Source organism: Fulvivirga sediminis, assembly GCF_016757215.1.
GTDB classification, from domain to species: Bacteria; Bacteroidota; Bacteroidia; order Cytophagales; family Cyclobacteriaceae; genus Fulvivirga; species Fulvivirga sediminis.
Genome location: NZ_JAESIY010000008.1, coordinates 37,991 through 52,547 on the forward strand (window position 1 = coordinate 37,991; position 14,557 = coordinate 52,547).

Annotated in this window: 11 protein-coding genes; 8 read left to right on the plus strand and 3 right to left on the minus strand. The window is 36.3% G+C overall.

Going from position 1 to position 14,557, the window contains the following annotated elements; genetic code table 11:
• Positions 1 to 22 precede the first annotated feature (22 nt).
• From JL102_RS14905 to JL102_RS14915, 3 genes are all read right to left on the minus strand, one after another.
• Positions 23 to 607 (minus strand): pentapeptide repeat-containing protein, encoded by a 585-nt coding sequence (locus tag JL102_RS14905; protein WP_202245229.1) that lies wholly within the window; start codon positions 605 to 607, stop codon positions 23 to 25.
• 106 nt (positions 608 to 713) lie between these two features.
• On the minus strand, positions 714 to 1,964 hold the full coding sequence (locus JL102_RS14910; RefSeq protein WP_202245230.1) for a hypothetical protein: 1,251 nt from the start codon (positions 1,962 to 1,964) through the stop codon (positions 714 to 716).
• 186 nt (positions 1,965 to 2,150) lie between these two features.
• Positions 2,151 to 5,072 carry a leucine--tRNA ligase gene (locus tag JL102_RS14915; protein WP_202245231.1) on the minus strand — a complete coding sequence of 974 codons (2,922 nt, stop codon included), beginning with the start codon at positions 5,070 to 5,072 and terminating at the stop codon, positions 2,151 to 2,153.
• 274 nt (positions 5,073 to 5,346) lie between these two features.
• Between JL102_RS14915 and JL102_RS14920 the strand changes: the two genes are divergently transcribed.
• From JL102_RS14920 to JL102_RS14955, 8 genes are all read left to right on the plus strand, one after another.
• A complete protein-coding gene (locus JL102_RS14920; RefSeq protein ID WP_202245232.1) occupies positions 5,347 to 6,585 on the plus strand; it encodes a hypothetical protein in 1,239 nt (412 codons plus the stop codon).
• 139 nt (positions 6,586 to 6,724) lie between these two features.
• The gene (locus JL102_RS14925) at positions 6,725 to 7,480 is read left to right on the plus strand and encodes a hypothetical protein (RefSeq protein WP_202245233.1); all 756 of its coding nucleotides are present in this window, start codon (positions 6,725 to 6,727) and stop codon (positions 7,478 to 7,480) included.
• Positions 7,481 to 7,637: 157 nt separating this feature from the next.
• On the plus strand, positions 7,638 to 8,384 hold the full coding sequence (locus JL102_RS14930) for a hypothetical protein (RefSeq protein WP_202245234.1): 747 nt from the start codon (positions 7,638 to 7,640) through the stop codon (positions 8,382 to 8,384).
• A 127-nt stretch (positions 8,385 to 8,511) separates the two neighbouring features.
• Entirely contained in the window at positions 8,512 to 9,132 is a 621-nt protein-coding gene (gene rhuM, locus JL102_RS14935; RefSeq protein WP_202245235.1) for a RhuM family protein, read from the plus strand.
• 85 nt (positions 9,133 to 9,217) lie between these two features.
• Positions 9,218 to 9,661 (plus strand): hypothetical protein, encoded by a 444-nt coding sequence (locus JL102_RS14940; RefSeq protein ID WP_202245236.1) that lies wholly within the window; start codon positions 9,218 to 9,220, stop codon positions 9,659 to 9,661.
• 253 nt (positions 9,662 to 9,914) lie between these two features.
• On the plus strand, positions 9,915 to 10,406 hold the full coding sequence (locus tag JL102_RS14945) for a hypothetical protein (RefSeq protein ID WP_237390606.1): 492 nt from the start codon (positions 9,915 to 9,917) through the stop codon (positions 10,404 to 10,406).
• Positions 10,407 to 10,863: 457 nt separating this feature from the next.
• Positions 10,864 to 11,658, plus strand: coding sequence for a M57 family metalloprotease (locus JL102_RS14950; protein WP_202245237.1), 795 nt, complete (start codon positions 10,864 to 10,866; stop codon positions 11,656 to 11,658).
• A 307-nt stretch (positions 11,659 to 11,965) separates the two neighbouring features.
• Positions 11,966 to 14,386, plus strand: coding sequence for a glycoside hydrolase family 31 protein (locus tag JL102_RS14955; protein WP_202245238.1), 2,421 nt, complete (start codon positions 11,966 to 11,968; stop codon positions 14,384 to 14,386).
• Positions 14,387 to 14,557: the final 171 nt, after the last annotated feature.

Consider the following 14,557-nt stretch of genomic DNA (forward strand, 5'->3'; position numbering starts at 1 on the left):
TTTTGAGCTGTCTCTTTTTATGCTATTCAATATTCAACTGATGTTGATCTAAAAGTCCTGCTAGGTTAAGGGATGAGAATTTTGCTCTCTTCATTTTATTGTAATTAGGATCAATACTGAAGTTTTTAGCGGTTCTAAAGTCGACTCCAATTAATATGGTATGAGAAAAAACGGTTCCTTCTAGGTCGCAATGATCAAAGGAAGACAGTGTCAGGTCTGTATTAGAAAAGTTAGTTTCTTTTAATGAGCAATGAGAGAAAATGGTTTTCTTCATTTTTGTGCCTAAAAAAATGCTATAGTCTAAAAAGCATTCATGAAAGTTGAATGAAAAACGGAAAGAGTTACAGCGAGTAAAGTCCAGCCCAAGGAGCTTGCAGTTGATAAACGTACAGTTGCTTAAACCAACACTTTCCAAGGTAGCCATGCTAAAGTTGCACTGATTAAATTCGCAGCTTTCATAGTCATTGTCGGTTAGGTCTGCTTTGCTAAAGTCACAATCTTTAAATTTACATTTGATAAATTCACGATTGGTGATCTTTTTGCCAGCTGCTTTAATCTTTGAAAAGACTTTTGATTGATAAACCTTAGGATCTTCGGTAGTATTCATATGCATTATTCTCTTAGGCAAAAATAGATAACCTCTAGCTATTTTATGAACTAATACCTTTTATTGGTTATTAATAATTTAAGAGTCTGTTCTATAAACCAGGTGTTTATTTTGATACCCTGAAGCCTGTTTTAAATACTACAGGAGAAGGGTAGGGGCTTTTTGGAGGATTGTGAAGCACATTAAACATCACTAAGGTTTGCATCTCCAACCATTTGGTTATTTTAAATTTTCGACCAATGCCTATCAGTAGGGTTTGTTTCCAGCTTCTTTCGTTTTGCTCTATAGATCCGGTGGTGGTTCTAAGGCACTCGCCTTCTAGTTGCACCATCAAGTTATTAAATACGGTGTGGTTTCCAAATACACTAAAACCATAAGTTTCATCATCCAGTTGTTTTAAGCCAGATTTGTCAGCACCAAATTGTGTTCGGTAGGCTCCGGTTATGCCTATTTCGGAGGCTTTATTCAGTTTATAGGCTACTACAGGTGATAGATCTACTGTTACAGGATTTGTTTTACTTACGTTGAAATTTCCTCCTAGGCTTAACCTTTCCCAGAAAGTTTTGTCTTTTAATGAATTTCTCTTTTGGGCCGTGCTTAAATCTTTGCTATTTGGGACATAACTGTACTTCTTTTTAAGGCCATTCATTTTAGATTGTACCTCTTGTATTTTATCAGAATGTTGGGTGATAAACTCTCGTGCTTGTGAGGTCATTTTTGCTTTCATGGCTTGCTTGGCCTCTTTCTGTCGCATTTGCTCCTGAGTTTTTTCTAGTTGCTCTTTGTAGTTTTCTAATTTTGAAAATTCAGAATTTTCGGCACCATCTAATGATTGAATATCGCCTCTTTTTTTAAGTTCTTCTTCCGCTCTTTTGGTTAATTCCTTTTCAGCCTGATCTACAGTGGTAGAATCTAACTTGATGTCTGGAATGTCAGTGCCGAGTTCATCTTCTAGTCTGGCTTTGGCTTCCGCTTTAACAGCTGCGCTGTCCATAGGGAGGTCCAACTCATCATGAATCGCTTTAAGGCCTTTTTCTTTTAATGTGGAGGTGGTGTCAATGGGAATCTCCGTGGGAAGGTGGTGATTTTTTAGTGAGTCTTTGGCAATAGCCTGCACCTCGGTTTTAGCTTTATTTACTAAGGTGGAGTCATTAAAAGTAGAATCAGGAAGATGCTGAGATAGTTTTTTATCTATTTCTTTAGCATCCTTTCTCAGGTATTTTTTATACAGCCTTTCTTTTTTGGCCGGATCTTTTATTTGATCGAGCTTGGCTTGGTGCTCACTGGATATATTTTGAGCCTGCAATCCATAAGAAATAAGGATTAGAACTACGACTAAAAAGGAAGGACTTCTCATAAATGCTAAATAGGCTGCAAGAAACTAATATTTACTGTAAAAGTGAAAGTTTATATTGTCAATTTTATAATACATTTGATTGGTGATTATGAATCAGTGAAAGCTTTGTTGGAAATATAGCATCAAAAAAGAGGTCGACTGTTAGTGTAAAGACGACCTCTTTTTGATGAGTAATTATCTTGTAAGTTAAATTACCACATTCACAATTTTCTTTGGTACTACTATGACCTTTTTAGGTGTTTTACCTTCAAGCCATTTTTGTATAATTTCTGAAGCTAAAACCTGCTTTTCAATTTCTTCCCTTGGCATATCTGCAGGGAATGACATTTTAGCTCTCATTTTTCCATTTACTGATACTGGATATTCATGACTATCTTCTACCAAATAGCTTTCATCATAAGCAGGGAATTGTGCCGTAGTAACACTGGTTACATGACCTAGCTTGCTCCATAGCTCTTCTGCAATATGAGGTGCGTAAGGAGATAAAACGATCACTAGTTGCTCAAGAATTTCTGCTTTATTACACTTCAATGAAGTAAGCTCATTCACACAAATCATAAACTCGCTTACAGAAGTATTGAAAGAATACTTTTCAATGTCTTCTTGAGCTTTCTTAATGGTTTTATGGAGCACTTTCAACTCTTCTTTCGTGGCCTTTTCTGTAGATACAAAGAAGTTGTCTTTATCATCATGGAATAGGTTCCAGAACCTTCTTAAGAACTTGAATACGCCATCTATACCGTTGGTATTCCAGGGCTTAAATTGCTCCAATGGCCCAAGGAACATCTCGTACATTCTTAAAGTATCAGCACCGTATTTTTCAATGATGTCATCAGGGTTTACCACGTTGTATTTAGACTTAGACATCTTCTCTACCTCAGAGCTGCAAAGGTACTTTCCATCAGCTTCAGGTATAACAATGGCATTTTTAAGTTCAGCTCGCCATTTTTTAAAGGCTTCGATATCTAACTCATCATTATAAACCATATTAATGTCTACATGAATAGGAGTGATTTGATCAAAGCTAATCTCTTTAGGCGTAAAGTCTGTCCCATTGTTTTGGTTGAACGAAGCAATGCCTTCCGAAATCAGTTTTTCAATAATCTCTTTTTCTGCATTAGTAAGATTAGATTTCTTAATCTTATCTACAATACCTTTTGAAAGATATATTTCAGGCTTTTGACCTTCAGAAGCACCAGTATATTCTAACGTAAGTCTGTAAACTAAGCTAGATACTCCCTGAATCATTCCCTGGTTGATCAGCTTTTTAAAGGGCTCTTCTACAGTAACATAACCCTGGTCATATAAGAATTTAGTCCAGAATCTTGAATATAATAAGTGACCAGTAGCATGCTCAGATCCACCGATGTATAAGTCTACATTTTCCCAATATTCCTGCGCTTCTTTGCTAACAAAGGCATCCTCATTATGAGCATCCATATAGCGGAAGAAGTACCAGCTAGAACCTGCCCAACCCGGCATGGTGCTCAGCTCAATAGGATCGCCTTTTTCTGTAGTCCAGTCTTTAGCGCGTCCCAATGGAGGCTCACCATCTTCCGTAGGTAAGTATTTATCTATTTCTGGCAGTACCAAAGGCAGCTTATCAGTATCCATCAAATACGGATTACCATCCTGATAGTAAACAGGCAGTGGCTCACCCCAATATCTTTGACGGGTGAAAATGGCATCGCGCATTCTATAGTTGATCTTGGCTTTACCTATGCCTTGTTTTTCCAGCTCCTCTATGCCTTTAAGGATAGCCTCTTTAGGCGAAAGTCCGTTAAGGAAACCTGAGTTGATCATGATGCCCTCTTTAGTAGGGTCAGCGGCTTCTTCAATATTAGCCCCTTCAATAATAGGTACTATAGGAAGGTCAAAGTGCTTGGCAAAGTCATAATCGCGCTGATCACCAGCAGGTACGGCCATTACTGCGCCAGTACCGTAGCCAGCCAATACATAATCTGCCACCCAGATAGGCACCTGCTCTCCGCTAAAAGGATGGATAGCATAAGCACCAGTGAAAGCACCGGTAATGGTTTTTACATCCGTCATACGCTCGCGCTCAGATCGGTTAGCCGCCTTTTCGGCGTAAGCCATTACAGTCTCTTTCTGGTCTTCAGTAACTAACTGCTTTACCAGCTCACTTTCCGGCGCTAATGCCAGATAGGTAACACCAAAAATAGTATCTATTCTGGTAGTGAAAACAGTGATATCTATATCATGACCCTCTACTTTAAAATCCAGCTCCGCACCCATAGATTTGCCAATCCAGTTGCGCTGCATTTCTTTCAAAGGCTCTGGCCAATCGATAGTTTCCAGGCCGGTCAGTAACCTTTCTGCATAAGCCGTGATGCGCATCATCCACTGCATCATTTTCTTTCTTACCACAGGGTGACCGCCTCTTTCAGAGAAGCCGTCTTTCACCTCGTCATTAGAAAGTACAGTGCCTAATGCAGGACACCAGTTTACGGTGGTGTCAGCTAAGTAAGAAAGTCTGTATTTTAATAATATTTGCTGTTGCTCTTTTTCTGAAAACCCTTTCCACTCTTCAGCAGTGAAGGCAGGAGTATCTTCATCGCAAACAGCATTAACAGTGGCATTACCTTTCGCTTCAAATTCTGCTACCAGGCTTTCGATAGATTCTGCCTTGTCAGTGTTGTTATTATAATAGCTGTTAAAAAGCTGCATAAAAATCCACTGAGTCCATTTGTAGAACTTAGGGTCTGAGGTGCGCACTTCTTTATCCCAATCAAAAGAGAAGCCTATATTACGAAGCTGCTCTTTATATCTTTTAATGTTTTCTTCTGTAGTAATAGCAGGGTGCTGTCCGGTTTGGATAGCATATTGCTCAGCCGGCAAACCGAAAGCATCAAACCCCATAGGGTGGAGCACGTTAAAGCCCTTCAGTTTTTTGAATCGAGAAACAATATCAGAAGCGATATATCCCAGCGGATGACCTACATGTAATCCTGCTCCTGAAGGATATGGAAACATATCTAAAGAGTAAAATTTAGGTTTTGAAGGATCTACTGAAGCTTTATACGTGTCGTTGTCAGCCCAGAACTGCTGCCATTTTTTCTCTATTTCGCTGAAGTTATATTCTGCCATTTTGGTTGTTTTAGTTTACAGACCTGCAAAAATAAGAGGATTTTATTGCATTAGAAGGGTTGGTGGAAGTAAAATGTAGACTTTGTCTCCCCATGCTGTGTCTAGAGGTAGGAAAAAGTATTCAAAATTCCAATAAGGTCCGCCAGTCTTTCACTATGAGTTTTGAAGTAAAAAGGATAGATTAAACATTATATAAAGTAAGGGGTATTTGCATACCTCATCAGTATCTACCTAATCTTATGAAAAAATGATACGGAAGGAATATATCGAAACTATGAATGGACAAAAAAGTCTTCAAAGAAGAAGATTATTAAAGGAGATATATTTTATAATAAAACAAGAGCCAAAGACCAAAAAGTCCTTAAAATATGAAGATAAGCAAAATTTCAGGAAAGCAATTAAGGAAAGGCTTAAGGAAAGCAAAAGAAGAGCATACAGAGGCGATCTAATCTTGGAGATAGACTATTATACAACTAAGGGCAATCCTCCACCATTGCAAACACTTACTAAAAACTATCTTGATTTATTACATAAACCAATGCCAGAGATTGATGATCTTGAGGGAATCTTATTTAAAGATGACAGTCAAATAAAAATATTAATAGCAAATTATCATTTGAATGAGCATGGCGATAATGAAGCCCAAATAAGGATAAAGACAAGTACTTTAAAATCATTTTACGAAGATATTTCTTTAGCTTATCGAATAATAAGAAATGACTTTATTGATAAGGATTATTCTAATAATTACAAATTTGTAGAATATTTGAAGGATGAAGGTGTAGACGATAATGCTAAGGCGTATAGTGATTACAATAATCTTTTAAAAAATCAGCTAGAGATAAAAAATACATTTGGAGAGGAATATTTTTTGACACGTGAGTTGCTCTATAAAAAGGAAATACAGGAGCATTATCTAAGCTTTAACCGAATGAATATTTATGATTTGGTTCATTTATTTCAATCTGAGTTTTCGGGTAATAGAGAATGTAAAAATGACATGTTTTATGTGGAATTATGGAAGTCAACTAAAAATTATGTTTTTCTGGCTTCAGATTTCTTTGATTTAGGCAAACAACCTTCAGAGGATGGAGACTCAAAAATTTTAAAAGCTCAAGTTCGAATAAAGCTAAATGAATTTAAAAAGGAAAACAGTGTCCTGTTTCCATTCCTTGTTCCGTTGAGTATTATGGTTTTATTTGTGCCTCCAAAGAAAAATATAATTGATTTAGATAATCTGGCTAGGAATTATATTGTACCATTTATAATTGAAATTCTTCGGCCACCATCTTCACATGTCAAAACAGTAAACAATTTTTCATTTTTTGAACAAAATTTAGAAATTCATCAAAAATTTAATGCAAATTCTCTCACAAATTATCAATTAATACAACTGCCTAGGCAAGATAATTCACCTGAGAATGGAGAAATCAAATTTGTATTGACTAATGGAAACTCTAGATATAAAAATGTTAGGAAAACAGTTAATGATATAATTAGAAAATGGGTATAATTATCTATGTCGTAATTCCATTGCTATAAAAATTTCATTAGCATTCGTATCGCCAGTTTATTCAGAGGCAGTGGAAATGGGCGGAAGATAAAATCTCAATCTAGCTGGATTAAATAAGACACTAATCAGAATAATAGAGATGAATAAATTTTTAATGTTACTTCTATCACTTTTAATTTTTGAATCATGCAGTAACGAACGGGTAGATTCGGCAGTACTTATAAAGAACGACTATCTGAAAACAAAGATTAATGAGGCAACTGATAAGCTGAATGATAAGGTGCTTGAAACAGGCAGTTCACCCGCAGGAAAGCGTTTTATTCGGATGTGTGAACAATTTTCTAGTAGAACAGACGAACTGATTAAACGAATTTCAAATGACAGTATAATAGAATTATCTGATTTAGATGATCTAATTAGCCTTACCCGCTATAAATATGATACTATCAAAGTTGATACAGCATTCATAAAGCAGGCATTTCAGGATTATACAGACAACCCAACGAAGGAATTTGCCACATCATTACTATTATTTAACCTCTCAACAATTAACCATGTCAGAGAATTATTTGACAGCTATTTCCTTGCTGTTGACTTCGTCAAACCGATGGTGATTAGTGATGATTATACCATTAGGAAAGGCGAGACCTTCAGAGGGAGAGCTATTTCGCAAGCCAAGATGGTGGCAGTAAAATACATATATGAAATTGATGATCCACAAACTGAAGAGGGGTTTGTAGAGCTACCATCTGAGGCATCAACGAACTATGATGGAATAGTAAGGATTAAAGGTGCCACGGAGGGAACCCACAAAATTAAAATTAGAGCAACTCAAATATCAGGAGGTAAAGCTCGAAAATTTGAGGAAGAATTTGAGATCACTGTAACGGAGTGATGCGCTCCGTTTCAGCTTGCATTTAGATATTTTCTATCTTTAAATATTCACCATGGGCTTTATGATAAAAAGGGGTAAATTGACCCTCAAGAATAAGGTTGGTTATGTGTTACTACTGCAATTGTGGTGAGGAGTACTGTACAATAAGAGATTTATAATGAATAAATTATTAATAATCGTTTTCATACTTACTCTAAGTTGTTCTCCAAGAGAAGGTGAGCAAAAAACAGGACTTCTTTCCTACTTTTTCAATATATCGGATACAGAAAATGCTGGTGTAAATGATGTAGTTGGGTTCTACGGTGGATATTGTGAGTATTCCATAGGAAGTAGCTTTAATGCAAGGAAGAGTGATACCAAATACTTTGAGCTTAAGATTTCTAAAAGTGAAGGTTTAGCAAAGTATGCGGACAATCTTGGCTTTGTGGCTAACAATGTAGCCTATCGTTTTTATCGAAACCTCAATAAGGAAGAGCGCCAGGAATATACTCACATCAACCCTATAATAGTATTGCCTGAAAACACGGAAAATAAGTTTGAGATTAGTACATGGGAGCTTGAGATAGTAGATCAAAAAATGGTATTTGTAGACAGTATTGTAAATATTATCAGGCAAAAGAAATTTGATGATTTAAGGCCTATGCTTAATGACTCATCTCTGGTTTCATATGATAAAAATGAACTTATTGAAAATTTAAAGAAATATGATTCACAGTTCGGTAATGTAACCGATGAGGGATTCAGGATCTTTGGCTATAGTTTTAGGCCTCTAAACGACAAGGGTGATGACATTTTATTTATAGTAGGAGTAATTATGCGAGATATTCAGGCTAATGAATTTACAGTGGCGGTTAACCCTTATTCGGAAAAGAAAGAAATACTATTGCTTAGATACGAAATGTAATCTGAATAAAAATTACCATTAGCATTTGTAATGCCAGTTTACCCAGAAGCAATGTAAATGCCCGGAGGATAAAATCGAAATTTCCAATTTTTACACTAATCCGAGTTTAGAAAACGAATAGAAGAGAATGCAATCTGAAATTATCATATATCAATCAGACGATGGGCTCACTAAAATTGAAACCCGGTTAGAAAATGAAACCTTTTGGCTGACTCAGGCACAAATGGCTGAGCTTTTTCAAAAGGGACGCAGTACTATCACTGAACACATCAATAACATTTTTAAAGAAGGAGAATTGGAAGAAGCACTGGTGTGTCGGGAGTTCCGACATACCACTCAACATGGAGCTATTGAGGGAAAGACGCAAGAAAAGTCAGTCAAGCATTACAATTTAGACGTCATTATTTCAGTTGGATATCGTGTAAAAAGTCTTCAAGGTACCAAGTTCAGACAATGGGCAACGGCTCGTTTGCGAGAGTACATTGTGAAAGGCTTTACCATGAACGATGAACTGCTCAAAGAAGCGGGTGGAGGTAATTATTTTGATGAATTACTAGCTCGCATAAGAGATATCCGTTCGTCAGAAAAAGTCTTTTGGCGAAAAGTGCTAGACATCTACTCCACAAGTATAGACTATGATCCTAAGGCAGACCTTTCACAGACCTTTTTTAAAACCGTGCAAAATAAAATGCATTGGGCTGCTCACGGACAAACAGCTGCCGAAGTGATTTATCAGAGAATTTTCTGAACTTTTAGTTTTCTAATGCCGTCTAAGCTAATTTTATAAACAGTTAATTCAAATCTCATTGCTACGGGAAGCAGTGATTTTAATTATGGAGACCTCACAGATAATAGCAGATCTAACATCTCAGGAAGCCGAAGGAGTCAGAAGAGGTGGTTGGTTTGTAATAACCAATTCTCAAAATGAAAGGATAATAAAACCCCTTATTCCATATTTACCTGTAATAGCTTCTAAAGCCCAAGGTTTAAAGCTGGGTGGCGGATTTGCACCAAATTCAAGATTTGGTGAGTATGCAATTAAGGTTATCGAACATTACAGTAAGAATAACGGCTGTTCCTGCTCGTTATTTCCGACTATCGGGCTTGATCTAAACCCTGAAAAAGAATACAACAATATAGCTGTTCTCAAAACCGTCAAAATTGAGGATAAATGGATTGATTACTATCTGGTAAATTGTAATAAGTGTGGGCAATTGTTCAAGGTGTTTGAACGAATGGGGCATTGGGTTTTTTATGAATGGAAGAGGCTGGATTAAAATTATACATTACGGTGATAAGTAAGTATTAGCTAATCTGTCTTTAGCTATCCCGCAAATCCATTCCGACATAAATTTTCATAAGCATTTGCAATGCTAGTTTGATAGCAGGCATTGTAAATGCCTGGAGATAAAATCGCAATGCAATTGTGATTTATATGGATTTTAAAATTATATATTTAATTTTATTAATTAAAATATAATAATATTGTTTTTTTACGTGTTTTATAATAAAATTTTAATAAGTCTTATTATGAAATTATTTCTCTACATAGTACTTATTCTATCTACTTCACTAAATTCTCTAGCTCAGGAAAAGACTTTAGCCCCTGTTGAATCTATAAATGGCATTATTGGTGAACTACTTGATCAGATAACCATAGAAAAAGGGGAGAAGATGGATACTGCAGCAATTAGAAATTTATTTCACCCGTCTGCCATACTTACAGTTGCAGATGCTTCAAATGCTGAAACCGTTCCACTTGATGACTTTCTTAGCCTCTTGAAAGACCCTTACTATGAACAAGGATACCTTGAAAAGGAAATTCATAAGGTTGTAGATGAATACAATGGAATAGCACAAGTATTCCAGAGTTTTTATGGTAAAGACTCTGAAGGATCTGAGGAAAAAGGAATAAATAGCTATCAATTGACCTATTATGGTGGACGTTGGTGGATAGTTAGCCTTTTATGGACAATAGAATCTGATAAAGCTGAAATACCTGCAAAGTATGTGGGGAAATAGTCATAAAGTTGACCCCTGAATGCTAAAATAAATGTGCGAGTATAGTCTCCATTGTATCTATGCGCTTTAGCTAGCACGCAATTCCATTACCCCATAAATTTTCATTGACATTCGTAATGCCAGTTTATTAGAGGAATTGCAAATGCCCAGAAGGTATAATCGTAATCCCATTGCGATCTGGTTGGATAGAATCCTGGTGCTTTACAGTGAAAGAGGTGTGTAATTTCTATAACGGAGAGAATGCTTGTTTTGGAGCTATTTAATCTGCAGTGTGTAAGGTGAAAAATAGGTGTTTGGTGCAAGCTATTGGTTTACTGTAGGTTAAAAAAAATCCTAAATTAATCGCTCTTAGAATCAATCAATTAGGTTTTGTTGGTAATTATGGCCTTAATTATTCTGGCTGATTTAATTAGCTTTGTCGCTTTAGATTAATTTTTTCACCTAAACTCAGTTACAAATGATTGTTACAATCAAAAGGTATTTTAATGCCTACAAGTATCTATCCCTTATCTTATTTTTCGGACTCTACTCTTGTGCGGAAGAAGGGGAAGTTAAACCCAACATCGATGACAAGCTACCATCAGATAAGTTGGAAAAATATTACTCTTATTTAAAAGAGACTGGCCTTAAAGAAAGTGAATTTGCTTACAATGAAGCAGCTCAGGCGTTTATAATTGGTGGAGATGTGGTTATGCCTCTTACCCATATAGATGCATACTTGGAAGGGGGTAAAAATCCATCAAAAGTGGCTAAGGAGGCTCAAAAAAGGACTCAATATTTAGTGAATAGCAGGCAAGGTAGAGATATTAGGGTTTATATACATCCTAATGTGCCTGCAGGATGGCGCAAGGCAACAGTTAGCGCTATGAAGGAGTGGACCAACGTGGAAGATTGTTTTATTTCTTTCAGAGAGGTGAGCAGTAGTAACGACTATGATGTATTGGTAAGTGTAGAGCCTACTTCAACTTTTGATGAGAATACAGTAGCTTACGCTTTTTATCCTTACAATGGTTATGCAGGAAATTGGGTTAAGATTAATCCTAAGTTTAATAATTATTCTGCCTCTTATAAAAAGAATACTATGGGGCATGAGTTAGGACATACCATTGGACTAGCACATCCATCAGATGACACTGGCATCTACATAGAAGGAACTCCTTATATGGATGATAATTCTATTATGTATAGCTGGGTTGATCGTAATTTTAGACTTACTGATGGTGACCGAAAAGCAGTTCAAATTCTGTACTAAGAGAAGAGCGTAGCTTAATATAGAAGGCCATTCAAATCATTCTTGAATGGCCTTTTTTATGATGCTTAGTGGCATTTTGTTCTGTATTATTTCGGGTTCTGAATGCTATAGAAAGGGGTGCATTTCTTCTCAAAAAGTATTTTAAAGGCAATGAAAAATTAACTCGATTCACTTCCGTGTGACTATCATGTTAAAATGAGTTTTCTGTAAGTTTTTAGTATTCAATGTTTTATAATTTATAACAACTGAGGGTATGATAAATTTGAGTGATAGAGTAATAAATATTATCTTTAGAAAAATATTGAATATGAAAATATTACAATTTAATTTAACCTTAACGCTGCTATTTTTTAGTTTTATTGCAATAGCACAAAAATACGATAGAACTGATTATGGCATTAAGACTTCAATACATTCTATTGATGTAGAAATACAAGTTTATAGTCCCACAACTATCAGAGTCATAAAATATCCTCGTGGAGATAGCTTTGATAAACAAAGCCTTTCGGTAACTCAAACTCCTGATAATACTAAATTTAGTATTAAAGAGGTGGATAAAGGCTTGCTTCTTGATACTAAAGCATTGCAGGTAATGCTAGATCTTAAAAGTGGTCGCATATCCTTTATTAGGCAAGGTACACCGATTTTAAGTGAAAAGGAACAAGGTGTTTCATTGGTTGATTTTGATGATGCGGGAACTAAAACATATACCGTTTCTCAATCATTTGTTCTCAATAAAAGTGAAGCTATTTATGGCCTTGGGCAACAGCAAGAAGGGCTTATGTCAAAACGTGGTGCTGAATTAAGAATGATACAAGGTAATACTGATGATTACATTCCTTTTTTTCAATCTAACAAAGGTTATGGCATATTTTGGGATAATTACTCTCCAACTACCTTTAAAGATACCCAAGATAGTACATGCTTCAAATCAGATGTAGGAGACGGGATCGATTATTATTTTATCTATGGCGGTAATGCTGATGGCGTAATTGCAGGTATGAGAAACCTTACCGGTCAAGCTCCTATGTTTCCTTTATGGACTTATGGATTTTGGCAAAGCCGAGAGCGATATAAAAGTCAGGATGAGCTGGTTGGCGTTGTTAAAAAATATAGAGAATTAGGTATACCTCTTGATGGTATTATACAAGATTGGCAATACTGGGGCAGTAATTATCTGTGGAATGCTATGGATTTTCTAAATATTAGATTTTATGATCCTCAAAAAATGGTAAATGATGTTCATGAATTGAATGCACACATGATTATTTCTATCTGGAATTCATTTGGGCCGAAGACAAAACAATATAATGAGCTAGACAGTATGCAAGCATTATTTAATTTTGAAACCTGGCCACAATCTGGTATAGAAGGTTGGCCGCCACGCATGGATTATCCTTCAGGAGTAAAAGTATATGATGCCTATAACCCTGCCGCTCGTGATATTTACTGGAAATATTTGGACAAAGGCATCTTCTCACTAGGCATGGATGGCTGGTGGATTGATTCATCGGAACCCGACCATTTGAATGCGAAGCCCTCTGATTATGATACCAAAACATATTTAGGTTCATTTAGAAAAGTGCGTAATGCTTTTCCCTTAATGACGGTAGGTGGTGTGGCCGAGCATCAGCTATCTCAAACTAAAGACAAGCGAGTTTTCATTCTTACCCGTTCGGCCTTTGCTGGTCAGCAGCGTTATGGTGCTAACTTATGGTCTGGAGATGTAGTAGCTTCGTGGAAAGCGTTGCGAAATCAAATATCTGCCGGATTGAACGTGTCTTTATCAGGTATACCACAATGGAATAGTGATGTAGGAGGCTTCTTTTTATGGAAATTTAATAACCCACTTCAAAACCCTGATTACCGCGAACTTCATGTTCGTTGGATGCAATTTGGTGCATTTTGCCCAATGATGCGCTCTCACGGAGAAGGTTATCCTCGTGAAATCTATCAGTTTGGTGAAAAAGGAAATCCTACTTATGATGCTATTGAGAAATACATCAAGTTGAGATATCATTTATTGCCATATATTTATTCAACGTCATGGGAGGTTACTGCACATCAATCAAGCATGATGAGAGCCCTTGTGATGGACTTTGCTCATGATGAGAAAGCGCTAGATATTAATGATGAATTTATGCTGGGCAGTTCTTTGTTAGTGAATCCTATAACTGAGTCTATGTATACAAAGAAGAAAGCTCAGGGCGAGGATTCGGTAATGGTAGAAGATTTTAGTGAGGTTAAAACCAAAGAGGTTTATTTACCCAAAGGAGCTGATTGGGTTGACTTTTGGACAGGGGTAAAGCATAATGGCGGACAAACGGTGCAAAAGAATGTTCCGCTGGATATAATTCCTTTATTTGTGCGAGCGGGTTCAATTTTACCTTGGGGGCCTGATGTTCAGTATGCTACAGAGAAAAAATGGGACAACCTTGAAATTCGTATTTATGAAGGCGCCGATGGAGAATTTACGCTATATGAAGATGAATTTGATAACTATAATTATGAAAAAGGACAGTATTCGACCATTTCTTTTCGATGGGATGATAAGCGCAAAACGCTGACTATAGGCGATTGTAAGGGTGTTTTTCCTGGTATGATTAAGTCTCGTAAGTTTAACATCGTTTTTGTGAGTGAAAAAGCTGGGACTGGGCTTAGCTTATCTGAAAAATATGATAACGTAATAAGTTACAGTGGCAAGAAAATCACCATAAAAAGGAAGTAGAAGAAGGTTTAATTATAAAGGCGGATTCATAATAACCGTTCTTCATGTTGCTTTTAGAGTGGCATATGAATACTTAGTTGAGTGAATAATGTTACTGTTTAAAGCGAAGATTCTGATTTGTCTAAATAGATCAAGGTTATCCTCAGATTTTTACAAGTCATTTTAAACATA

Bases quoted from the DNA above. Each gene is read 5' to 3' on its own strand.
- JL102_RS14950 (WP_202245237.1), top strand. From the start codon at position 10,864: ATGATTGTTACAATCAAAAGGTATTTTAATGCCTACAAGTATCTATCC.
- JL102_RS14940 (WP_202245236.1), top strand. From the start codon at position 9,218: ATGGAGACCTCACAGATAATAGCAGATCTAACATCTCAGGAAGCCGAA.
- JL102_RS14930 (WP_202245234.1), top strand. From the start codon at position 7,638: ATGAATAAATTATTAATAATCGTTTTCATACTTACTCTAAGTTGTTCT.
- JL102_RS14945 (WP_237390606.1), top strand. From the start codon at position 9,915: ATGAAATTATTTCTCTACATAGTACTTATTCTATCTACTTCACTAAAT.
- JL102_RS14910 (WP_202245230.1), bottom strand. From the start codon at position 1,964: ATGAGAAGTCCTTCCTTTTTAGTCGTAGTTCTAATCCTTATTTCTTAT.
- JL102_RS14920 (WP_202245232.1), top strand. From the start codon at position 5,347: ATGAATGGACAAAAAAGTCTTCAAAGAAGAAGATTATTAAAGGAGATA.
- JL102_RS14955 (WP_202245238.1), top strand. From the start codon at position 11,966: ATGAAAATATTACAATTTAATTTAACCTTAACGCTGCTATTTTTTAGT.
- rhuM (WP_202245235.1), top strand. From the start codon at position 8,512: ATGCAATCTGAAATTATCATATATCAATCAGACGATGGGCTCACTAAA.
- JL102_RS14915 (WP_202245231.1), bottom strand. From the start codon at position 5,072: ATGGCAGAATATAACTTCAGCGAAATAGAGAAAAAATGGCAGCAGTTC.
- JL102_RS14925 (WP_202245233.1), top strand. From the start codon at position 6,725: ATGAATAAATTTTTAATGTTACTTCTATCACTTTTAATTTTTGAATCA.
- JL102_RS14905 (WP_202245229.1), bottom strand. From the start codon at position 607: ATGAATACTACCGAAGATCCTAAGGTTTATCAATCAAAAGTCTTTTCA.